This is a genomic window from Rhizobium mesosinicum (assembly GCF_019511345.1).
Classification (GTDB): Bacteria; Pseudomonadota; Alphaproteobacteria; order Rhizobiales; family Rhizobiaceae; genus Rhizobium; species Rhizobium mesosinicum.
The window spans coordinates 333,594-355,416 of record NZ_JAEUAK010000001.1 but is presented as its reverse complement, the minus strand read 5'-3'; the positions used below and the strand labels follow the sequence as shown (position 1 = coordinate 355,416).

General features: G+C 56.9%; 18 protein-coding genes. 12 read left to right on the top strand and 6 right to left on the bottom strand.

The window, feature by feature from the left end; all coding sequences use genetic code 11:
* Nucleotides 1-107 precede the first annotated feature (107 nt).
* On the bottom strand, nucleotides 108-1,268 hold the full coding sequence (locus JNB85_RS01685; protein ID WP_220332656.1) for a helix-turn-helix transcriptional regulator: 1,161 nt from the start codon (nucleotides 1,266-1,268) through the stop codon (nucleotides 108-110).
* A 227-nt stretch (nucleotides 1,269-1,495) separates the two neighbouring features.
* Here JNB85_RS01685 and JNB85_RS01680 point away from each other — a divergent pair, with 227 nt between their 5' ends.
* The 7 genes from JNB85_RS01680 to JNB85_RS01650 all read left to right on the top strand — a co-directional run bounded on the left by JNB85_RS01680 (nucleotide 1,496) and on the right by JNB85_RS01650 (nucleotide 10,122).
* Nucleotides 1,496-3,139 (top strand): hypothetical protein, encoded by a 1,644-nt coding sequence (locus tag JNB85_RS01680; RefSeq protein WP_220332655.1) that lies wholly within the window; start codon nucleotides 1,496-1,498, stop codon nucleotides 3,137-3,139.
* 11 nt (nucleotides 3,140-3,150) lie between these two features.
* Nucleotides 3,151-4,545 (top strand): hypothetical protein, encoded by a 1,395-nt coding sequence (locus JNB85_RS01675; RefSeq protein ID WP_220332654.1) that lies wholly within the window; start codon nucleotides 3,151-3,153, stop codon nucleotides 4,543-4,545.
* 287 nt (nucleotides 4,546-4,832) lie between these two features.
* Nucleotides 4,833-5,345, top strand: coding sequence for a hypothetical protein (locus tag JNB85_RS01670; protein WP_220332653.1), 513 nt, complete (start codon nucleotides 4,833-4,835; stop codon nucleotides 5,343-5,345).
* Nucleotides 5,346-5,987: 642 nt separating this feature from the next.
* Nucleotides 5,988-6,329 (top strand): hypothetical protein, encoded by a 342-nt coding sequence (locus JNB85_RS01665; RefSeq protein WP_220332652.1) that lies wholly within the window; start codon nucleotides 5,988-5,990, stop codon nucleotides 6,327-6,329.
* A 210-nt stretch (nucleotides 6,330-6,539) separates the two neighbouring features.
* Nucleotides 6,540-7,166 (top strand): nucleotidyltransferase family protein, encoded by a 627-nt coding sequence (locus JNB85_RS01660; RefSeq protein WP_220332651.1) that lies wholly within the window; start codon nucleotides 6,540-6,542, stop codon nucleotides 7,164-7,166.
* A 588-nt stretch (nucleotides 7,167-7,754) separates the two neighbouring features.
* Entirely contained in the window at nucleotides 7,755-8,933 is a 1,179-nt protein-coding gene (locus JNB85_RS01655) for a M24 family metallopeptidase (RefSeq protein ID WP_220332650.1), read from the top strand.
* Entirely contained in the window at nucleotides 8,920-10,122 is a 1,203-nt protein-coding gene (locus JNB85_RS01650; protein WP_220332649.1) for a M20 metallopeptidase family protein, read from the top strand. The genes JNB85_RS01655 and JNB85_RS01650 overlap by 14 nt, the downstream gene beginning before the upstream one ends.
* 171 nt (nucleotides 10,123-10,293) lie before the next feature.
* Here the strand turns inward: JNB85_RS01650 and JNB85_RS31055 are convergent, their stop codons facing one another.
* Complete coding sequence (locus JNB85_RS31055; protein WP_220332648.1) at nucleotides 10,294-10,935, bottom strand: helix-turn-helix transcriptional regulator; 642 nt, start codon at nucleotides 10,933-10,935, stop codon at nucleotides 10,294-10,296.
* 221 nt (nucleotides 10,936-11,156) lie between these two features.
* On the opposite strand from JNB85_RS31055, the gene JNB85_RS01640 reads away from it, so the two are divergent.
* Nucleotides 11,157-11,438: a hypothetical protein gene (locus JNB85_RS01640; RefSeq protein ID WP_220332647.1), complete on the top strand. Its 282-nt coding sequence runs from the start codon at nucleotides 11,157-11,159 to the stop codon at nucleotides 11,436-11,438.
* On the opposite strand, the gene JNB85_RS01635 is transcribed toward JNB85_RS01640, so the two are convergent.
* The gene (locus tag JNB85_RS01635) at nucleotides 11,435-13,534 is read right to left on the bottom strand and encodes a putative bifunctional diguanylate cyclase/phosphodiesterase (RefSeq protein ID WP_223216393.1); all 2,100 of its coding nucleotides are present in this window, start codon (nucleotides 13,532-13,534) and stop codon (nucleotides 11,435-11,437) included. The genes JNB85_RS01640 and JNB85_RS01635 overlap by 4 nt on opposite strands.
* Before the next feature lie 229 nt (nucleotides 13,535-13,763).
* Between JNB85_RS01635 and JNB85_RS01630 the strand changes: the two genes are divergently transcribed.
* The 4 genes from JNB85_RS01630 to JNB85_RS01615 all read left to right on the top strand — a co-directional run bounded on the left by JNB85_RS01630 (nucleotide 13,764) and on the right by JNB85_RS01615 (nucleotide 18,845).
* On the top strand, nucleotides 13,764-14,786 hold the full coding sequence (locus JNB85_RS01630) for a D-cysteine desulfhydrase family protein (protein ID WP_220332646.1): 1,023 nt from the start codon (nucleotides 13,764-13,766) through the stop codon (nucleotides 14,784-14,786).
* Between the two features lie 115 nt (nucleotides 14,787-14,901).
* Complete coding sequence (locus JNB85_RS01625; protein ID WP_220332645.1) at nucleotides 14,902-16,284, top strand: FAD-dependent oxidoreductase; 1,383 nt, start codon at nucleotides 14,902-14,904, stop codon at nucleotides 16,282-16,284.
* 179 nt (nucleotides 16,285-16,463) lie between these two features.
* Complete coding sequence (locus tag JNB85_RS01620) at nucleotides 16,464-17,684, top strand: adenylate/guanylate cyclase domain-containing protein (RefSeq protein ID WP_222858536.1); 1,221 nt, start codon at nucleotides 16,464-16,466, stop codon at nucleotides 17,682-17,684.
* Between the two features lie 147 nt (nucleotides 17,685-17,831).
* Complete coding sequence (locus tag JNB85_RS01615) at nucleotides 17,832-18,845, top strand: porin (protein ID WP_220332644.1); 1,014 nt, start codon at nucleotides 17,832-17,834, stop codon at nucleotides 18,843-18,845.
* A gap of 244 nt (nucleotides 18,846-19,089) precedes the next feature.
* Here JNB85_RS01615 and JNB85_RS01610 read toward each other — a convergent pair whose 3' ends face one another.
* From JNB85_RS01610 to JNB85_RS01600, 3 genes are read right to left on the bottom strand one after another with little or no spacing between them, the layout of a single operon-like run.
* On the bottom strand, nucleotides 19,090-19,470 hold the full coding sequence (locus tag JNB85_RS01610; RefSeq protein ID WP_220332643.1) for a response regulator transcription factor: 381 nt from the start codon (nucleotides 19,468-19,470) through the stop codon (nucleotides 19,090-19,092).
* 25 nt (nucleotides 19,471-19,495) lie between these two features.
* A complete protein-coding gene (locus JNB85_RS01605) occupies nucleotides 19,496-20,110 on the bottom strand; it encodes a response regulator transcription factor (RefSeq protein ID WP_220332642.1) in 615 nt (204 codons plus the stop codon).
* Nucleotides 20,100-21,683, bottom strand: a complete 1,584-nt coding sequence (locus JNB85_RS01600) for a sensor histidine kinase (protein ID WP_220332641.1) — start codon at nucleotides 21,681-21,683, stop codon at nucleotides 20,100-20,102. The genes JNB85_RS01605 and JNB85_RS01600 overlap by 11 nt, the downstream gene beginning before the upstream one ends.
* Nucleotides 21,684-21,823: the final 140 nt, after the last annotated feature.

Sequence of the window (21,823 nt, the reverse complement as noted above, 5' to 3'; positions counted from 1 at the left end):
ATATGGGGGGTACGACATGGCCCATGCTGCGGCTGGATCAATTCGCCGAGGAAATAATGCGCGTTTGGCCTCGGCACGATAGAGTTGGGCGGGAATGGCAAACCGCATCAGGGAAAAGCTCGGTCAGTGGCTGTGTCACTCGTCAATTTGATTGGCGGTACCGATTGGATCGCAAGGCGTATGAGATCGGACTGGCGGCTCACTCCGGTCTTCACAAACAGGTTCTTTATGTGAGTCCTCACCGTGGAAATGGCTACTCCAAGCCCGCTTGCGATTTCTTCCGGTGCATGCCCAATTGTTAATTCTTCAAGGACCTTTCCTTCCGTCGGTGTTAGGCGAAACGCGGCTGCGAACGCAGGTGGGATGGTACTCGCATCTCGATTGGCATCGACGAAAACGGCCACGGCCGACGATGGTTTCAGCCTCGATCTGAGCTCCGTGCCCGTCATTGAAAGGACATGTGCAAAGATTGGTTGGCCTGTGTCGGTCAGGTTGATGGAGATTCCGACTTCGCCCGGATCGCCACCAGTGGTGGCTAATTCGATTGCGGCCTTGAGTTCATCGTTGGCCCGCCTGCAGACTGCGCTAAGTCGACCATCGCGGAGGCACAGAATGGTGTTCTCCCGCAGCAAGGTTGCCGCCGTCCTGTTCGCCAGGAGAACATTTCTCCGCGCGTCGGCAAAAAGTACGCCGCTTTTAAGCGCGTCCAGGGTTCCCGACATCATGCTCAACTCAACCGATTGCAGGTCCACCGCATTGCCGATAGTCATGGCCCGCCGCAGATGCGGTATAAGGAACGAACTGACCTCGATCTCCTCGTCGGTGATCGCTCCTTGCGCAGCTTGTTTTGTAAGCACAACCTCCGAAAAGTGCGACCGGGTAACAAGAAGGCACCAGTGCATCACGTCACCGATTCCTTGGGGACGAAGGCAGCTATTGTAATAGCTGGATTTGCTAAGTTCGTGGGCCGGAATTTCCCGAGTAGCAACGAAGGGACCGTCCAGGGAGGTCCTGTGCAAGAGCCAGTGCGCCAGCTTTCCGTGAATTTCTGGGAGGTGTTTATTCCGCTCTTCGAGCCACCTTGCGTCCCAGCCGACACTTCGGCAAATCAACAAGCGATCCTGGCGTAGATCGTTCAAAGTCAGCAAGAGGCGATCGTATCCCAGAACGGACGCCATTCGGCGCAAAGTTGAGTCCCATTGTGCGGCGTCGATCGAACAGTCGTAGATCATTCCGATGAGATCGGAGAGCGCGTTGCTAGCCACCATTGCCCAGAACCCGATACAAATGAGCACAACTAATGCGCACAATCTAGCACGCCATATTGTCACGTTAAAGTCGCATGGGACCTGCTTCAGGAAATGGGCTCAGTAGAACGCGATTTTCTCCCCAATCTTGGGGATGCGGAGCGACGCGTCTTCTTGGATCAATAGCCGCACGTGAGGCTGACCACGCCAACTGCCACTATTTCGACCGTCCACTGAGGGGTGCTGAAATGAGCATTGATAGTGAACCTCGGGTACTCGCCGCGAGCGTACTTAGCGAGATCATCACCTTTATCAAGCAATCACGGCCGACTCGAACGGACGGCACCGCAACCACCGGTTATGTCTATTGCCAGATGTCGCCAGGTCTTATGGTAAGTCCCAGTGACTTCGCGAAGCCTTGGAGCCCAATCGGAGGTATCGCCGGGTTAAGTTCCGGGCAGCGCCCGCCAGACGGCTCCACCCAACCTGGAGAACCCACAAGTGTGATCGCACGACGCGCCTACGAGGCAGCGTTTAAAACGTTCTCGATGTTCGACAAGTTGCTGCTGGTCACCAACGACGGTACAACACAGTTTTATTCGGGAGGCGGCCGGCACCTGAGCTTCCAGTACAACATGATACTGGACGCGATGTCCGCAAAGCCGCCGCCACCTCGACCTGCCGCCGAACAAGCGCGTATCGATGCCGCTCTGGCAGTTCTCTACGACGAGAACGGCGACGACACCCCTGTCTACGCCCGCTACCAGCGGAATCAGCAAGCGTATGCGGAAGCACGCGCTGCGAAGGCCGCCGCGGAGATAACAATATTAAACGACCCGGAAAGAGCCGCATCGGCGTCCGTATTGCTCGGCCCGCTTTCGGCAAAACTCAACCAGGCCTTCAACAAATGGAAGACACAAGGCGCAGCCGAGGTCGAGGCGGCGCTTGCCGCGCGGGCGGCGATCGGCATTCCTCTGGAACAAGGCGCGATTGAACGCGCAAAGCAAATTCGTGAGTCGTGGCAGGTGGACCTTCCGGGACTGGCTGGCCTCGAGGCAGCGAAAATGCCCTACACGTTCATCTTCCCGAGCGAGTGGGCACAGATCGAGGTAGACGATATCGGCTGGACGACCTTGAAGCACGATGCCCGCACTTACCGGAGCCATTTTGAGCAGCACGGATACAATCTGAATTCAGGCGAGTGGGCTGGAAATTCCTCGTCAAGTAGCGGCAGTGCGGGTATCGGCGTGTGCGGATTCGGTTTCGCTGGTTCGTATTCGGAATGGGACAGCCAATCGCACGCGAACTTTTCCAGCACCGCTTCCGACGGCAGCAAATTCCGCGACGATGCCACAGACTTGTCAATCGAACTGCAGTACGGGCTGTGTGAAATCGCGCGCCCATGGATGGTCACCGACCTGTTCCAGTTGAAGAATTGGTATATTCCGGGTGAGCGGAAGGGATGTATCAGCACTGGCAAGATCGATGATCAATTGCAAGATGCAGATCGAAAACTGCCAATGATCCCCACCGCGGTTCTAGTTATTCGAAACGTTCGGATCACGACAAGCAAATGGGGGACCACCCGCGACACGCTCCAGAGCTACTGGAACGCTAACGGAAGATCGGATAGCAGCGGCGGAAGCTCGATCAACGGCAATGTGAGCATTCCGGTATGGGGACCGCTTTCCCTCACGGGAGGATATTCGCGTAATGACTCCCATTACCAGGGTGATTTTCGCGACGAGAGCGGGAGCGATGTCCGTAACGATTTCGGAGCGTACTTCGAGGGAGACACCCTTTTCATCAACGGGGCGCAGATCGTGGCCTTTCTTGGCGAGATCATCCCGTTTTGCCCTCCGCAGGACGACGAGAGCCTGCCACAGGAGTAGGATTTGCCGCCATGCCGACGACAATCGATGACTTGGCCTCCTCCCTGCAGCAGTTTTTTGCCTCGAAATTTCCGCTGGGCGGAGATGGGGGGGCGGGAAGCCTGCTCCTGATCTTCGACCCTCTTGGGTTTCCGCTGAGCACGAGGGAGTTCCTCGGACCTGATGGCGGCGGCCCCGTTGGCGACCTGCTCGCACACCAACGGGCGGCGGAACTTGCGGACCAACTCCCGTCCGCCAGTTCCCTTCTAGGTGGCACCTATCTGCCACGGGGAGGCAGCAAGCTTTCGCGCTGGTACCGTGGCGTCGTCGACGGAAGCAGCGGCTCGCCCGCCGACGGCGCGGGCCGGGCCAATTTCGATGCAGCAAAAGTGGCGGCGCAGCGAGCTTTGTCGAACAACGAACTGGTCTTAGTTTCGAGCCCCGACGGCTCAACTCAGCCAGCCGGAACCGATGACATGTATTATTCCACATCAATGGTTCCCGTAGACTGGTTTGCCGACGAATCCGACGTGTGGCAAGTGTACAAGGTCGATGCGGGGGATGACCCTCCACAGCGAGCCGATCCCCCATGGTATGCCCCGAAGCCTCCTATTTGGTATCGGAAAGCACGGGCTCTTGATGCTGATCCGTTCCCCGGTCACGATCACCTACCGATTTATGCTCCCTCCCATCCCGAGCTGACGGAGTATGTCCGCATTGCAACCGAGGCGGAACTGCAAACGGAACTCACTCGGGAGGGGCATCTTCGGTCGCACCCACGGGGCCTCGATCTGAGTCGCGCTGCGACTATCGGGTCCGCCGTTCGAAATCAGCATCATTTGCAGGTTCGGCCTCTCTCTTCGGCAGTGAGCGGTATCCGGTCACGGTTACTCACGGCGATTTCTGCCGCTCCTCCGGTTGATACCGCCGCGCTGGAGAACGACCCCTTCGAAAATCCAAGCGTTCTACGTCGCTGGAGGCCGTCGTTGGGCCGGGTGGCGGACAATGGGGTCTCAGCGTCTGGGGCAGTCCTCGCCTCAACTACATCGGCGAGACCGTCGTCAAGCAAATTCTCCGTCCAGTTCGACTATTGCCTGGTTCGCTTTGACCGTCCTTGGTGGGACGACATGTTTCTGTCGAGGCGAGATTGGCAGCTTTCCGGTTACGGAGCGGGTGAGCTTAGCAGCGGCAAGGCCAGCCAACCAAAGGACCCGCTGACTCTGGTTACCGTCGGCATGCTTGTTGTCAAAAATCTCGCGATATCGGCAAATTGGAGCGATGCAGATCTCGCGACGCTGCCGCGTAGCACGAGCCTCGGCCCATTCTGCATCGCCGCCTCGACATTTCATTCGGGTTCTTTGGCACGAGCGGGACATCAAGTAATCGCGTGGTTGTGCCAAGTGCCTCCGTCACTTCCGCCCTTGTGAAGGCGGCACAGAACGGTGCGGCTCTTTCAGACAATTTAAATCCATGTCGCGAAGACATTACAACGATGGAAGGTGAGCAAAACAATGAAGATATGGCTCAATGCATTCATTCCGTCTGAAGTTCCAGGCTACACCGTTCCCATTCCTGATGGCGAGTTCACCGGACTGACGGCGATCCCGCTTCCGGAGGTGGCCCGGTTGAATCCTTTAAATCTCGGGAAACCACTAGGTGCCGCTACCTCACGGATCAGAGGGGTTTCGACACCGATATCTCTGCTAGTTGCCGTATGCAGTCGATCGCCGATCTTGTTAGGTCTCCTGCAGGTTGGCAGCTTAGAGACAGCTTTATCGGCGAGCACCGGACGTCAGGCACGACAGAAGTCGACATCGATACAGGTGAGCGCCTGGACTTTGGGCGAGCCGAATTGGACCGGTGCGCTTGGGCGGGGGGAGCGATTTCGGAGCCCGAACCTGGCGTACCGTTCACCCAGATTTTCTATCTCAAGGCCGCTGCATACGATCCGCTCGTTTCAGCGGCAGCGGACATCGATTACGAAGGTACCTTCACCTTGACGTCCTCTCCAAGTGAGGGCGGAGACATCGTCCAAATCGACTGGGACGTCACGCTGGATGCATTCCCGGCGTTTGAAGCATACGTCGAACGGGACGGTGAGATCAGCACGTTGTTCACCGTCCCGCCCCCTGAGGGCAATACTGTTCAAGATCTCCTCGGCGGAGCCAACCGGCGCTTCCAGGGATCATTGACGTTGTTTCCCAACATAGTGGTCACCCCGGAATGAATCCTGGCGGTTGCATCGCCTTATCTCTGTCATGCGCGAGCGCAAGTGTTTCATCCGCGCCACGTGGCTCGAGACCTTAGGAACCGCTTTTCGGTGGTTTTCTTCGTAGCGCTCTAAGCGACGGAGGCGGACGGTGAGCAGATGATCAAACTGCCCAAAGGTTTACCCAACGGCTTGGCTGCGGCCGAAACGACGTCAGGGGAATGAACCTCACAGTCCGGTCTTCTCGTCAAACTTATCGGGTGTCCCAATGATCACGTCCGAGTGATACCCGATATTAACATGGGTTGGGATTCCGTCCTGGTTCACCCCACCGCCTCTTGATCGCCAAGCGACGCCGCTGCCTTTTCGATAGTCTCATAAGTTGAAGTGAACGGCGAGGCAGCCGTCGATCTCCGGACGTTTAACAGCAAATCGCCGAGGCCTCAATTTTAGGCTAATAACCGGGCTTGGCTCAAGCATCGCCGGATTTGAGGAACGAAGGAGAGGCCATCGACTCCGATGCGCTGAAGCACTTCGCTGGATCTGCGAACAACCTATACCTCGAGCTGGGTTCTCACCACGGCCAACAAATGCTCTAGGGGAGTTCACAGGGTGCCAATCCCTTCGAGTTTCCCTTCCGGTGTTATCGATGGAAAGACAATGAAATATTCTACCTCGTATCTGGCTGCCACGGCACTCATCGTGTCGGCTGTTGCAACCGGGACCGCCTCTGCCCAGGAGTGGAGACGCCACTACGACGATGGTCCGCCGCCACCACCAAGCCGTCATCATCACCATAACAACGGCGGCGCGATAGCGGGTGGCGTTGCCGCCGGCATCATTGGCGGTTTAATCGGCGGCGCGCTCGCAAACGGAAACAATGGTCCGCGTTACATCGATCCTCCACCACCTCCGGCTCCGCGATGCTGGTATGAAGATCGTCAGGTCGCGAATGCCTACGATGGTGGGTGGCACACCGAAACGGTTCGTGTTTGCCAATAAGACAATGGGGCGGCTTGGTATTGGGGCGTTCACTAGAGTTCCGGATGCTTACCCGCTGTTTACAATCTTCTGTCAGCATCCCTGCGTCCGGAGATGAGATACCGAGACATCATTGGGCTAGCCTGATTTTTTGCGTAGCTAGCCCAGTTCTAACGGTGCAAGCGCGCACAGCAATTCACGGTAGTCTCCGTCAATCGTTTGGTGAACGCAATGATCTCTCCTGACGACGCCACTTCTAGCGTCGCCATCCTCATATTGGCGGCCGGCACCTCAAGCCGAATGGGTGGCGGCAATCACAAGCTTCTCTCGGAATTCGACGGCGTGCCACTGATCAGAGTTGCGGCCGAGAGCGCCTTGCGATCGATGGCCAAATCAGTCGCGATCGTTGTCGGCCATCGACAAGAGGAGATGAGAGCTGCGCTGACGGCCTTGCCCTTGCAGATCATAGAGAACCTGGAATATGCGTCCGGAATGGGCAGCTCATTGGCGGCAGGTGTCGTCAGCGTCTCGGCCGCTGATGCCGACGGCGTGATGATCTTGTTGGCGGACATGCCCCGGATCAAACCCTCGGACATCGACCGGCTCATCAAGATATTCGAAGGAAGCAAGCCTCACCGCATTGTGCGCGCTACATCCAACGGCAAGCCGGGACATCCGGTGATACTTCCGAGTGTTCTCTACGGAGAGCTTCGTACCCTCACCGGCGACGTGGGGGCAAAGGAAATCATAAAAGCTTCGGGGATTGCGATCGCCGAGGTCGAGCTGGGAGAGGCGGCGGGTTTAGACGTCGACACCGCAGAAGCCATCGTGGCTGCCGGCGGACGAGTTACCCGGTAGCTCGGGGGGTCTTGCGCGCAAAAGTCGAGGACGAGCGCCCTAAAATTTGAATCCCGGCGTGCTCGAAGCGACGTCGGCTTCCATGTCTATGCATCCCTTGAGGATTGTATAGGACCCCTTCGTCGTGCGGGCGACCTGATCGCAATAAGTTTGAGTTTTGGAGGGAAGGGATGCCCACGACCCCTTTAGATCGTCGTAGGAAGCCTCGGCAAGGTCCAGTTGAAAGTGACGAGCACAGACCGTCGCTGATGTCACGTGCAGATATTCTGCAAAATGAGCGTTCTTTTGCAGGATTCCAGCGCCGAAACGCTCATATTTGCAGGGACAGGTAAAACGCAGTTCCTATTATGGTGCTTGCTTCGCGCAATAGCGGCAACAAGAGCGCGGCCGAAGCACCGACCATGGGATCATATATGCCGGCATCACAATCCCCGCGGACAATCCTGCGCATCACGTGCCGGAAGATGGGCCCCCAGCGGGTTCTATGATAGCACACCTTTATCCGTCGTCCGCCCCTGGGCCAGCTTTTGGACCTCAATCCAATAGACCAGGCCTCGCGTTGTTTTTGCTTTAGCCAGGATGTTTTATATGGTCGAATTGCCGTTTTCCCGAACCGAGTATAAGAGCAGGCTGGATGCCATCCGCAAGGAGATGGCGCGCCGGAATTACGATCTTCTGATCGTCAACGATGTTGCCAACCAGCATTATATTACGGGCTACGACGGCTGGTCATTCTATACACCTCAAGTCGTCATTGTGCCGCTCGCCGATGAGGAGCCGTTGTGGATTGGCCGCGCGATGGACGCCGCCGGCGGCCTCCTGACCGCGTGGATGGCTCCGACGAACATCATCGGCTTCCCGGAAGACTACGTCCAACGAGCCGATCGCCATCCAATGGATTGGATCGCCGAGCAAATCGCAAAGCGCGGCTGGGGCAGTGCGACAATAGGCATCGAGCTTGAGGCCTACTATTATTCCGCAAAAGCGCACGCTCGTTTAATCGCGGGACTGCCAAACGCGAAGTTCCAGGATGCCGATCTTCTGGTGAATTGGATCCGAAGCGTGAAATCACCGTCCGAAATCGAATACCTTAGGAAGGCATCGCGAATCGCGGAGGCCGCGGTCCAGGCGGCCTATGACGTCATCGTTCCCGGTGTGCGCGAATGCGATGCGATTGCGGCCATTCAAAAAGCGCAGGTCGCTTCGCAGCCCGGTTTCGCGGGTGACATCACCGCGTTGCCACCCACCATTCTCGGAGGCGAGAACGCATCGGCACCGCACATCATGTGGAGCGATCGCAGGTTCGGGGAAAACGAGACGATCGCGCTCGAGCTTGCAGGAGCCTGCAGGCACTATACGGCCGGCCTCGCCAGAACGCTCCAGCTCGGAAAAATGCCGGAGAAAGTTAGGACGACATCGGACGCGGTGATCGAGGGCATGTCCGCGGTGTTGGATAGCATCCGTCCAGGCGTTCTCGCCGAAGACGTCGAGGGTGCGTGGAGAGCCGTGATCGCCAAGTACGGTCTCAAGAAGGAATCCCGGATTGGATACTCGATCGGCGTCGCGTATCCGCCGGATTGGGGCGAACACACGATCAGCCTGCGGCCCGGCGACAAGACGATCCTGCAACCTGGCAACGTCGTGCATTCTATCCTGGGAATGTGGATGGATGGCTGGGGCATCGAAGTAAGCGAGACTATCCTGGTCACCCAGACGGGGTGTGAAACGCTTACGAACTTCCCGAGGGAAATCCATGTCAAGGAGTGATGGGGGAGAGGTTCAAAGGATCAACACCTCGCTCGCGCAGCGAGTTGTCGATGTCCGCAGGTACCTTCATCGGAATCCGGAGTTGTCCAACGAGGAACGCGGGACGCAACGCTACCTAAAATCGCTCTTGCTCGAGAATGGAATCGAAGATGTCCGCGAAGTCGCGGGGTTTGGTCTGGCCGTCGACATCGTCGGGGCTGCGGCCAATTCCAATCGCAAGGTCGCGATTCGGGCGGACATCGATGCTCTGCCGATAGTGGAAACCTCTGGTGTCGAGTTCTCGTCGCAGAACGATGGCGTGATGCATGCGTGTGGGCACGATGCCCATGCGGCCATGGTATTTGGCGCGGCGATGCACCTGCATTCCATCCGGGATTCCTTCGCCGGGGTTGTGAGACTGATCTTTCAGCCCGCGGAAGAAGCGGAACCTCTCGGTGGACGCCGCGTGATCGAAGAGGGGCTGCTTGACGATATTGACAATGCCATCGGCATCCATGTCGACCCCTACACACCGACCGGAAAGATGGGAGTGGCGGCGGGTCCCTACAGTCTAGCCTCCGATATCTTCGACGTCACCGTTTCCGGCTCACCGGCGCACGCCGCCAAGCCTTCGGAAGGCGTCGATGCAATCGCCGTTGCATGTACGATGGTCTCCGAATTGCAGAAGATAGTCTCCCGCGAAATAGATCCATATGACCCACTGGTGGTTTCTATAACTGGAATCCAGGGCGGCGGGGCATACAACGTTCTCGCCGACACGGTGCATATCAAGGGGACAGTCCGAAGTGGGCATAACAGCACCCGGAAAATGGCGACGGAACGGATCCTGCAGATCCTTGAAGGAATCGCAGCGGCCCATCGGGCGATCGTTCGGTTTGAGTTAACACCAGGCGAACCAGCTGTCATCAACGATCCAGCAATGACGAGAATTCTCGCCGACGCCGCCGGCTCTATCATCGGCTCCGAGAATGTTCTTCCGTTGCCAGGCTGGACGGCCGCAGACGATTTCGCGTTCTACAGCGCCAAAAGGCCCTCCGTTTATTTTCGACTGGGTATTCGCAATGAGGCGGTCGGGAGCGTTTTCCCCCTCCATCACCCCAAATTCAGGGTCGACGAAGCCGCACTGCCAATCGGCATTGATATCTTATGTCGAGCCGCAATTAGCTCGCTCCAAGCTACAGGTGAGTGATCGGAAGGCGGCCGCGAGGATAACACTGCTTATTACGATTGGTGGCCCGTTTGTGTTGCTTTCTTGACCTTCGCGTTATCGACAGCCAAACCCGGCAGTGAGTTATTCGTAGAAACTGCGTATCCCGCTGGCTTCAAGCCGAAGCATTGGCCCGTATCTCGTTGCCGCTCGTCAAATGAGATTTAGCCTAGATGCTTCCGCCACGGCATGCGTTCTTGAAACGCAATCCAGTTTGGCGACTGCGGATTTCAAATAGCCATTCACCGTGTGCGTCGAAATTGAAAGTATGACAGAGATTTCATCGCTGCTTTTTCCTGCAGCCGCCCACTTCAGGCATTCAGTCTCGCGCTGCGTTAGCGTCACAGCCTGCGAGGAACTAGCCCCCAATCTGTCCAGCGCTCTCAGCGAGTCGAGGAGAATTCCGCGAATTTGATCATCGGTTATACTTGGTTTATGCCCCGAAAAGACAAAGAGGTACTGAGCTCTGTTTGCGTCGTAGAGTGACAGGCCGACCGTTCTGCGGAAGCCTCTGCCGCAGAACATATCGCAGACCGTGGACCCGAGTTGCTCATCGTCCACTTTCGCGTGCAATAGATCGTGCTGCACAGGAACGATCGATTTTCTTAGCGACGCGACGATTTTGCTCTGAGCATAGATGTCGGTTTCTGCGTATCTGGCTCGCAGCGCGTAGGGCCAGTTTGTCGCGATCAGGTTCTCGGTGAAGCCGGGTCGCCCTAAAGAGGGGAAGTGACCGGCCATAAAATACTGGAGGTCATAACTCGCGATTATAAGGGAAAGTTCGCGCTCGAACACCCTTATGCTGCTTTGCTTGTCCCTCTCGTTATCTAATTTCGAACGGCTACTCTGTCGCATGTCCCCACTCGCTGCACCACCGCGGTCAAGCAGTTTTCTGATGGTTGTCTATATGGGGATCGCGAGCCCTCAAAAAGCCTCGCCGCAGACACTGGCTGGGTTACGGACTGTCAATAAAACGCGGAAACGAACAATCTTGACCGGCTTAATGCGGTTACAACATGCGCACTACTCCGCCTCACGCCGCTGGAAATTGGTTCACCGCGACTGAACAGACGGGCGGAAGCTGGATCTTCCGAGGAGACGAAGCTTTCTTGGAAGGACTTAAAATGAAACCAAAAGTGCTCTCATCATTGGAACCGGTTTTTCTCGGCGATGATCCAGCAATGGATTTCCTCAATAGCATTCGCAAGCTCGACGACGCCCGCTCCGATAGTCTGGCGAACAGCAGTGGCTTGATTCAGTGGATGATGGGCCGCGTAGTTATTGACATTGACGGCTAAGCCGCGTCGCGGCTAATGGGGTGCCCGTACGGCGCGTGCAGTGTCGAAGATGAATGTGCTGCGAATAGTGCATCCAAGCCTGCTGCGTGGAGTGGGCGTGAGATGAGATATCCTTGGAAAATGTCGCATCCGGATTGTGCGAGAAATTCGGCCTGCTCGTTGGTCTCCACTCCCTCGGCGACGATCTCCAATCCGAGAATTCTTCCGAGCGACACTATCGCCGACGTGATCGCCATGTCACTCGTATCATGTGGAATCTCCCTTATGAACGAACGGTCGATCTTGAGCCTGGAGATAGGAAAGTTTTTGAGCGTGCTCAGGCTGGAATAACCCGTGCCGAAATCGTCGATAGACAAACTCATACCCAGGACTTTTAGCTCATGCATGCGCTCGACCGCCCGCTTGGCGTCTTGCATGATTAGGCTTTCGGTAATTTCGAGTTCGAGCCATTCCGCGGATAACCCGGTGTCGGCGAGCACCGATGCCACCTGATCTACTAGCGTCGCCTCGAGAAATTGCCTGGCCGATACGTTTACCGCAACACGGAGTGGAAGCCCGCGCCTTTGCCATTCCATAGCCTGCCGACAGGCCTTCCTTAAAACGATCTCGCCGATGGCAACGATAAGCCCGGTTTCCTCGGCAAGAGGAATGAAGCGATCCGGAGCCAGCAATCCGTGATAGGGGTGCTGCCAACGCACAAGGGCTTCGACGCTCGTTATCCGACCCGTCGCGACGCTTGTTTGCGGCTGGTAGTAGACAACGAATTCCTCAAGTTCGATCGCCCGACGCAATTCCTCGATCCGGCCGAGCTTGTCCCTAGCCTCGTCCGCCATCTCAGACCTGAACATCTGCATACCGTTGCGTCCGCGCTCCTTGACCTTGTAGAGCGCCATATCCGCGTTTGCGAACAGCTTGGATGCCGTCTCCCCGTGGAGCCCACGACAGGCAACGCCGATGCTGCAGGTGATCCGCATCTCGACGCCGCCGACAGTCAATGGCTCGGCCGTGGCTGCCAATATGCTGCGGAATTTTTCACTCGCCACCTCGGGCTCGTCCTGCATGACGACGATGAACTCGTCGCCGCCGATACGTGAAACAACTCCGTCGCTTCCGATTTGAGTGGAAATTCTCCTGGCAATCACCTGCAGAAGTTGATCGCCCGCGGCATGCCCAAGACTGTCGTTCACAAGCTTGAAGTTATCGAGGTCGACGAAGGCGACAATGACGGATGACCAAGGCGAGGACCGGAGCATCGCTTCTATCTTGCGATCGAGCACTGCTCGGTTCGGCAGCCCGGTGAGAGCATCGTGCTCTGCGAGGAACGCTATTTTGGCCACATCCCGGTCGCGGTCGATCGCGATTCCTATCGTCTGGGCGACTCCTTCGAGGAATTCCTCCACGTTCGGCTCATTCGGGATCCCATTCGGTGCGATCAAGTTGCCATGCCTTCGCCCATCTCGTGAATTTATCGGAAATTCTCGCGCTGGCGCGGAAGCGGGATCGGCCCCGGTATCGAGGATGATTACTACCTGTCCAAGACCGACCAATTCGTCGAGCGAGGCGCTTGCATCCGCAAGGAAACCGTCAAGATCGACGCCTCGAGCTACCTGATGCAGCAATTTCGACTGTGCGTTCATGAGCGCTTCCGCCCGTTTGCGCGCGGTGATGTCGCGGGAAGCACCAACAACCCCGATTGTCGCGCCGTCGGGGTTTCGCAGTGGAACGCGAGACATCATGAGCCAACCATCGCCCTTGAGGCGACGTTCCTCTACCCCGAGATCGGGCTCACCAGTCTCGATCACCCTGCGCTCCACAAGTGCAATTTCCTCGGCGGTCGAACTAGGGTGGATATCCGCGTCGGTAAGGCCGATTAGGTCATCGACATGAGCAAACCCATTGTTCACCACAATGGCATCGTTCGCGAAAAGAAAGCGACCCTCTCGGTCTTTCGCATATATGTAATCAGGCACGTGGTTGATCATGGCTTCAAGCCATTCATAACGCTGCTGAAGCTCGATGTATCGCTGCTTCCATCCTCGTAGCTCCTCCTGAATGTCCAGATCATCGACTTGATCATTCGCCATTTTCTGACCCATGCGCCGGTCTCCCGCTGTCGTCGGCCGGACCGTAAGTCGCAACAGTTATGCAACTATGAATATTATAGCGTTTATTAAAGCGACCCCTCATAATTAGGGGAGAGACCAGCAGCGATGAGGGATCAAGACCCAGAATTTACGGCGAAAAATACAAAAAGATAACGCGGCGTTCTATACTTTAAGCCCACAACCACCGACAGCAACTGCTTTCGAATTAACGGGTTTCGCCATGCCAACTTCGGGTAATCCCTTCGACATATTTCCCCGCGTTACGCTAATGGAGCACGCGACTCCAATTGAACGCCTCTTTCGAATTGAAGACGCCTTAGGAGCTGATTTAAGAGGAACGCGGATCTGGGCGAAGCGTGACGATCACATGACGCTTGGCGGTGGTGGTAACAAGCTAAGAAAGCTCGAATTCCTACTTGGACAAGCCACCAACGAAAATTGCGATACCATTATTGCCGTTGGCGGTGTCCAGTCGAACTTTGCCCGACTTGCAGCCGCAGCTTCGGCGCGCCGTGGATTGTCCTGCGAGCTGGTTCTGACGCAAATGGTGCCCAATAACTCGGAAGCATACCAGCGTAGCGGGAACGTGATGCTTGATGAGCTCTTCGGTGCGACGGTTCATGCGTTGCCGGAGGGAGCGAACACTATTGAGTTCATCGAGAAGCGCGTCGCTGAACTTGCTGCGATTAAGAGAAAAGCATTTGTCGCGACGCTCGGTGGGTCGACTCCTGTGGGTTGCCTTGGCTACGCGAGATGTGCATTCGAAATTCATCGGCAATCGCGAGACCTCGGCGTTGAGTTCGATCTTACAATCTTGCCGAACGGGAGCGGCGGCACGCATGCCGGTTTGCTTGCTGGTGCCATACTGCTGGACCAGGATCCAAAATCGGTGCGTGCCCATTCGGTTCTCGGCAATGCAGAAAAGGCGATTGCCGACACAGTTTCAAAGGTGAACGCAACGCTCGAGCTCCTGCACAGGCCGGCCGCGCTAACGGCGAATGAGGTTAATCTCTCGGATGCACATTTTGGTGACGGATACGGCATTCCAACAAGGGCAATGGTGGACGCGGTTCGATTGATGGCCAGACAGGAGGGTCTGCTGCTTGACCCTGTCTACGGAGGCAAGGCGTTCGCAGGTCTTCTGACAGATATCAAGTCCGGCATTGTTTCCCCAGGCAGCAATGTTCTCTTCTTGATGACCGGCGGGACGCCCGGCCTCTTTGCCTACCGCGACGCGTTCTAATTCACGAAATCAACAGCAGCGCACGGCTCGGCGTCAAAGGATTGCGAGGTCGTTCAATACTATCCCAGCCGCCCTATGATGATTGGCTTCACGTAGTCTGTGACATGGAGCCGTTATGACTGATATCGAAACGTTTGACATGATTGTCTTCGGTGGCGGTAAAGCCGGGAAGACGCTCGCGATGGAAAAAGCCAGAGCGGGCAGGCGGGTCGCGGTCGTCGAGGAGGGGATGATTGGCGGCTCGTGTATCAATGTGGCCTGCATTCCCAGTAAGACGCTGATCCGAAGCGCGGAAGTCGCCTATGAGGCACGGACTACTTCGGCTTTCGGAACGATCATCGAGAATGTCCGTACAGACCTCCCCGCCGTTCGCGACCGCACTGCGAAGGTCGTGGCGGAAATGGTTGCGACAAACCAGGCCGGTTTCGACGCGAGCGGATTACATCTGGTTCTCGGCTTTGGGAAATTCATCGCGCCCAAGACAATCGAAGTTGTTGCAAGCGGCTCGATTCGCCGCCTCTCTGCTCCGCAGATCTTCATCAATCTCGGAACCGTAGCGACGATACCGGAGATACCGGGGTTGAAGGAGGCGCAGCCGCTAACCCACAAGGAGGCGTTGCGACTAGGCGATCTGCCGACGCGGCTCCTCGTATTGGGCGGCGGTTACATCGGCATGGAAATGAGTCAGGCGTTTCGCCGGTTGGGTGCGGACGTGACCATTATCGAGCGTGGCTCGAGGCTAGCGCCCCGCGAAGACCTCGACGCATCGAAGGGCATCACAGACGTACTTCAGAATGAAGGCATTTGCGTCGCTCTTGATTGCAAGGATTTGACGGTACAGGGGACATCCGGTCAGCGCGTAGTCGTGAAAACAGGCGACGGGGGGGAATTCGAAGGCTCGCATCTGCTGGTAGCTGCCGGGCGAACCCCGCGAACTGCCGGGATAGGATTGGATTTGGCAGGCATCGACGTAGACGAACGTGGCTTTATCAAAGTCGACGATCAGCTACGGACCTCGGCGGAAGGCGTATGGGCTATGGGCGAGGTAGCAGGCAGCCCAATGTTCACGCACGCGTCGCTGGACGACTACCGCGTCGTCAAGAGCAGCCTTGAAGAAGGCTTCCGCTCTACGGATGGGCGTCTCGTTCCTTATGTGGTGTTCATCGATCCCGAATTCGCGAGAGTTGGGATCAACGAAGAGGATGCGAAGCGGGAAGGGCTGGAGTACCGGGTCGCTAAGCTCGCCATGGACGTAATCCCGCGCGCCCGGACGATGTCGAAACGGCAAGGTTTTATGAAGGCGATCGTCTCGGCCGACACCGACGAGATCTTCGGTTTCAGCATGCTCGGCGTCAACGCGGGCGAAGTGATGTCCGTCGTTCAGATGGCGATGCTCGGAGGGCTTCCCTATCCGGTCCTGCGCGACGCGATCCTCGCTCATCCTACCATTTCGGAAGGCTTGGGAATGCTCTTCGCCAACGTTAGTGCCTCCAGCTAATCCGAATAGGTTGTATCGGGCCTGCCCGGCTGATGGCAGGCCCGACGCCCTGAGTGCCGCCCGAGCTAGGGATGGGCGGCAGCGAGAGAGGTAATACTCGCACACCCCCGAAGCACAGCTATACCCGAGTATAGGCCGGGGACGCGTGAGCCAGGGGGGCCACAATTTGGAGCAGCGAATTGGAACAGCATGGCGGACGTTGGCCGATCCGCAAGAGCCCGGTGCTTGACTGGCTTGTCAACGACACCCGTGGCGAGCGCTACATCGACAATATCCTTGTGCAGCTATGCGAACGGCTGTCCGAGGCAGGGGTCCCAGTGGACCGCGCCACCATACATATCCGTACTCATCACCCTCAATGGCTCGGCGCACGCATCATGTGGGAGAACGGGCTGACCGAGGCCGAGATCAAGACATTCGGTTATGAGATCGAACAAAACGACGACTACGTCGGCAGTCCCGTCAAAGCCATAAACGACGGCTCTTCGCGGTACCGCCAGCGGCTTGCCGAGGCCAAGCGTGACACTTTGCCGGCAGTTCTGCGTGATCTGCGCGATCAGGGATACGTAGACTACATCGCCTGGCCGCTCGAACATACCCTGGGCCAGCGGCATGTCATGACTTTCGCCACAAAGCGCCAACGCGGTTTCCGGCAAGGCCACCTGTTGGCATTGAAGGATATCCTTCCGGTATTCTCTCTTGTCAGCGAAATCAGGGTGAAAAATCGCCTCGCCCGAACGCTTCTCGAAACATATGTAGGGCCCCATGCCAGCGAGCAGATCCTCGCCGGCGCGACAACGCGCGGGAGCGGGGTGACGCTGAATGCCGCCATCGTCATTTGCGATCTTCGGGACTTCACGACGATCTCCGATGTCTGGCCCCGTGATGACGTCATCGAACTGTTGAACGATTACTTCGATGCGATGTCGGAGCCGATCACTCGCCACGGGGGCGAGATCCTCAAGTTCCTCGGTGATGGCTTGCTTGCGATTTTCCCGCTCAGCGTGCCGGACGCCTGCATGAATCTCATGCTCGCGCTCGCTGAAGCCCGGGATCGGATGAACGTTCTCAACGAGAGGATAAGCGGTCGCGGACTCGACGTACTTCGTTATGGAATGGGCGTCCATGTCGGCGAGGTGATGTATGGGAACATCGGATCCAGAAGCAGACTGGACTTCACCGTAATCGGACCAGCCGTCAACGTGGCCAGCAGACTGGAAGGCATGACGAAGGAGCTTGGCCGCTCGGTGCTGATGTCGAGGGCATTCATCGAAATCGCCGACTGTTTCGAACTCACCGAATTTATGGGCTCGTTTCCGCTGAAGGGCATCGGGGAACCCATCGCGGTCTACGCGCTGAGAGACGCCGCTTTCAGGTCCGGTGATGTTCAAAACATGTGAACTCTAATGTCACGCGGACATACCTGCCCGCCCGCCCGATGCTGCCGTATCCAACGCGGGCGGTGGACGATGATGAAGAGCCGATTCCGCGGCGCTTGCCACTGAAAGGCGACACTAATTACTGACCAGCAGTCGAATGGAGAGAAGATGAAGTTGAAGATGGTTTTGGTGGCATCGGTCGCGGCCCTTGCGGCCACGTCGGGGGTGCAGGCGGCAGACGCGATAGTCGCCGCACAGCCCGAGCCGGTAGAATACGTCCGGGTGTGCGACGCTTATGGCACCGGTTTTTTCTATATCCCGGGCTCGGACACATGTCTCAAGATCGGCGGTTACATCCGTACCGAGGCGCGGTTCGGGCCTGACCTTTCCGGCACGTCCGACTGGTCTCTCTGGACCCGTGGACAAGTGACTTTCACGTCCAAAAGCGACACGGAGTGGGGTGCGTTGACGGGCGTCATCACGCTTCGCACAAATGCCGAGAACGCCTCGCAGGGGTCGACCTTCCTCAACGAAGGCTACATCGACATCGCTGGTTTGCGCGTTGGTATGCAGTATAGCTGGTGGGATGATGATCCGAGCGGCGAGACCGACTTGCTCGCCACGAACGACACACGTTGGAATGCAATTCGTTACCAGTACGAGACGGATAGCTACGCTGTCGGCGTATCGCTCGACGAGCTTGAGGACCGATACGCCGAAAAGCCCGGCGAAGGCCCCAACAACTTCGGTGTTTCGGGTCAGGTATCGGCGAAGATGGGTGCATTCAGCGCTTATGTTCTCGGCGGCTATGACACGGATAACGAGGAGGGCGCGGTCCGCGCAATCGTGAATGCGGACGTCGGCCCCGGTGTATTCACTGTTTACGGCGTCTGGGCTAGCGGCGCGAACTACTACTACGAGACTTCCGAATGGAGCGTCGGAACTCAGTATGAATTGGCTGTCAACGACAAGCTTTCCGTGACACCCGGCTTTCAGTATTTCGGCAAGATCGATCTCGACGCTGACGGCTCGGGTTTTCATGGAGGTGACGCCTGGACCGCTGGCTTGACAGTTGACTACCAGATCGTTTCCAACCTCGCGACCAAGGTGGCGGTCAATTACCACGACGAAGACGACAACGATTTCGTGGACGGTTTCGTGCGTCTCCAGCGTAGTTTCTGATCTTCCCAGCTGATGCGTGCACGCGGCTGGGACGGGTTCTAAGACCTCCCGCCCCAATCGTGTAGAGGGGTTCGCAGGCTCCCCCGCGAACCCCTTTTTAGATTCCGGATATGTCCATCGGCTCTGCGTCGTCGAACCACGCCCTGTTCACTCCTAGAAACATCGCGAACTGCCCTTACGGCCGCCCTTCGGAGGCTCATGGCAAACCTGGCTCTAGAAACACACCGCTGACAGCTCGCTGATGCTAGCGGCACATTGCGATACTGATGAAATGGAGCAACCGTTCCAGGTCAACAGGCTTTCCTAAAAACGCCAAAGCGCCTCCGGCGAGTGCGGCGTCCCTGGTCCTGTCATCATCATGTGAAGTCACGAAAACAATCGGAACATTCAATCCGGCCGTCCTGAGACTAGCTTGCAACTCTAGCCCGTCGATTTCCGGCATGCTGACATCCAGGATGATGCAGTCAAAATCCGATGCACTGTCGAAACCGAGAAAGGCCTTCGCGGAGTCAAATGTGCTGCAGCTGTAGCCGTATGATTGCAGCATGTCCTGGAGTGCTTCCCGTATCGAGCGGTCGTCATCCACGACAGCGATGCGAGGTTGAGAGGAGGGAGGGATTGCCATGCGGATCTCGAGACTCTCCGGCTTCTCAAATAGGCGCGCCGCGGTCTGCCCAGAGGAATTCCTTCAGCAGCTCGAGTTTTCTGAAAAGCTCACTGGTCGACCCGGCGTTCAATTTCCGCAAAAGACCCCTGTGGACAGCGATTTGCGATACGGCCACCGGCTGCTCGGTGCCGCCTCCGTTAATCAGCCGAGTAAGGAGGGCACGCTCCTCTGCATCAAGCTGCGCGAAGGAAACGCGAGCTTCTTCGAGCATGGAGAGCTGCAATCGTCGACCGGCGTCTTCCGCGAGAGCGTTTGCCACAGCTTCCAAGACCTGCGTTTCGACCAACGGCAGGGCTAAAGAACCGACGACATCTCTGCCGACGCATACTCGGGAGCGGGCTTCACCAGCCAAAATCAAGACAACGGGTATCGAGAACGAAGCAGCTGCCAGCGAGGCGAAATGGTCGTGGCTGGCGAACGCCTCGTCTAACAACAGGCAGCCCTTTGCATCGCGCAGTTCACCTCGGACATCCGCGGGAGTCGCGTACGTGCAAACCGGAAGTCCTCTGGACGTCAGCATCCGTTCCAGCGAATTTCGTATCGTGTCGACACCGTGGATAATCAGCACAGTCACTCCATCCGATTGATCAGCCGACATAGGAAGCTCGCAAAGGTATCCGCATCTGGAAACTGGCTCCAACGTCACCCTCCGTCGCAACCTTCAGACCACCGCCAAGCGCTTCCATTGCGGAGCGACATATCGAAAGACCGATCCCCGTCCCGTTTTTCTTGGTCGTTTGGAAGGGGGTGAACAGCTTATCTCGGACCGCCTGGGAAATACCTGGTCCGTTGTCCGTGACCGAAATCAGGACGTTGCTTGCCTCTTGTTCAACGTCGACTTTGATAGAACGTCGCGACGCTTGGGAGCCCTCGAACGCCTGGATCGAATTAGTCACGAGATTGATCAGCACCTGCTGCAGCTCAATCCTGCTTCCGAAAACGGGAGGTATACGGTTTCTGACGGCGATTTCCATGTTAACGCCTGCCGACCGCAGCTCGTACTCCATAAGTGCGCGGGTTTCCTCCACCATTGTCGCGAGGCAGAAATTCTCCAGGAGCGGCGGTTGGTTTCGTATCTTCGATCGAGTGTTTCCGATGATGTTACTCGCCCTCTGAGCGTCGCGCACGATCCGGTCGATCGAGCGTTTTGCCGACTCGATGTCGGGCGGAGTTCTGTCGATCCAGCGGTCAAGTGTCTGTGCGTTCATTACGATCGCGCCTAGAGGCTGGTTGAGCTCGTGTGCCAAGGATGCGGTCAAAGCGCCCACGGCACTTAGCCGCAAGGCACCCATCAGATCTGCGCGGGCCTCTGCCAACGCCTTCTCCGCTATTTCTCGTTCCGTGATGTCGATCATGCCGACAACCACTCGGTTGAAATCCTCGGATCGCTCTGGGAATGCCAGGCTGATTAAAACGTGGCGAACCCTTCCTGCGCGAGTTGTTATCGTGCCTTTTCCTTCGAAAAATCTCCTCCCCTCGAAAATGGTGGTCATCAGCTCAAGGAAGGCGTTATCGTCCGGCGCTATGAAATCGTGAACGATCGCGGATGCATTGGTGATGCCCGTTGCATCGATTAGTTCCATAGCTGCGCGATTTGCATCGATCGTCTTGATCAGCGCGGTTGCCTGGGGAAAGACGGCTGGATTTTCGGCGCAATAACTTCGCAGATCCTCCACGCCCTCCTCCTTGAGCTGAAGTACAAATTCTCTTAACCCCGTGTAATCTCGCTCCCATAAGGCGATGCGGCTCTGTTCGAATATCGCCCGATAGCGAGCTTCGCTCGCTTGAAGGTTAGAATTGGCGCGGAACAATGCGATACGCGATGCATCGTTTTTAACCAAAAGTCCGAACGTGAGGTAGAGAGCGGAAAGGGAAACGATGAGTCTGACTACGACTGAAATGTCCGAAGACGTTCCGTGGCCGTAAACGAACGAAAACAGGGTCAAACACGTGCACCAAACCACCAGCAATGCAAGGCCGCTTCCGTTGAGGATTGGCGATGACATCATCAATACCACGACGTAGAGAACAGCTATCGCGCTCTCAATATTCGTGAATGAATCTATGTAAAATACGCATACGCAAAGTGTTGCAGCGCCCAAGGCTAACACCAGGTCATGCGGAAGACTGTCGTGCGATGCCCGTTGGTTGAGCAGAACCCCAAGGCCCATGTTTCTCCCCAGCAGTTACTCGGTGCGTTCAGCTACGGATAGACTGGTTCCAAGCCTAGTGCCGTGCTGTTGGCGGAACCATAGCAACGGCGGCGATTTGCGCGACCTATGCTCGGGTATAGCTTGCCGATACACGCATG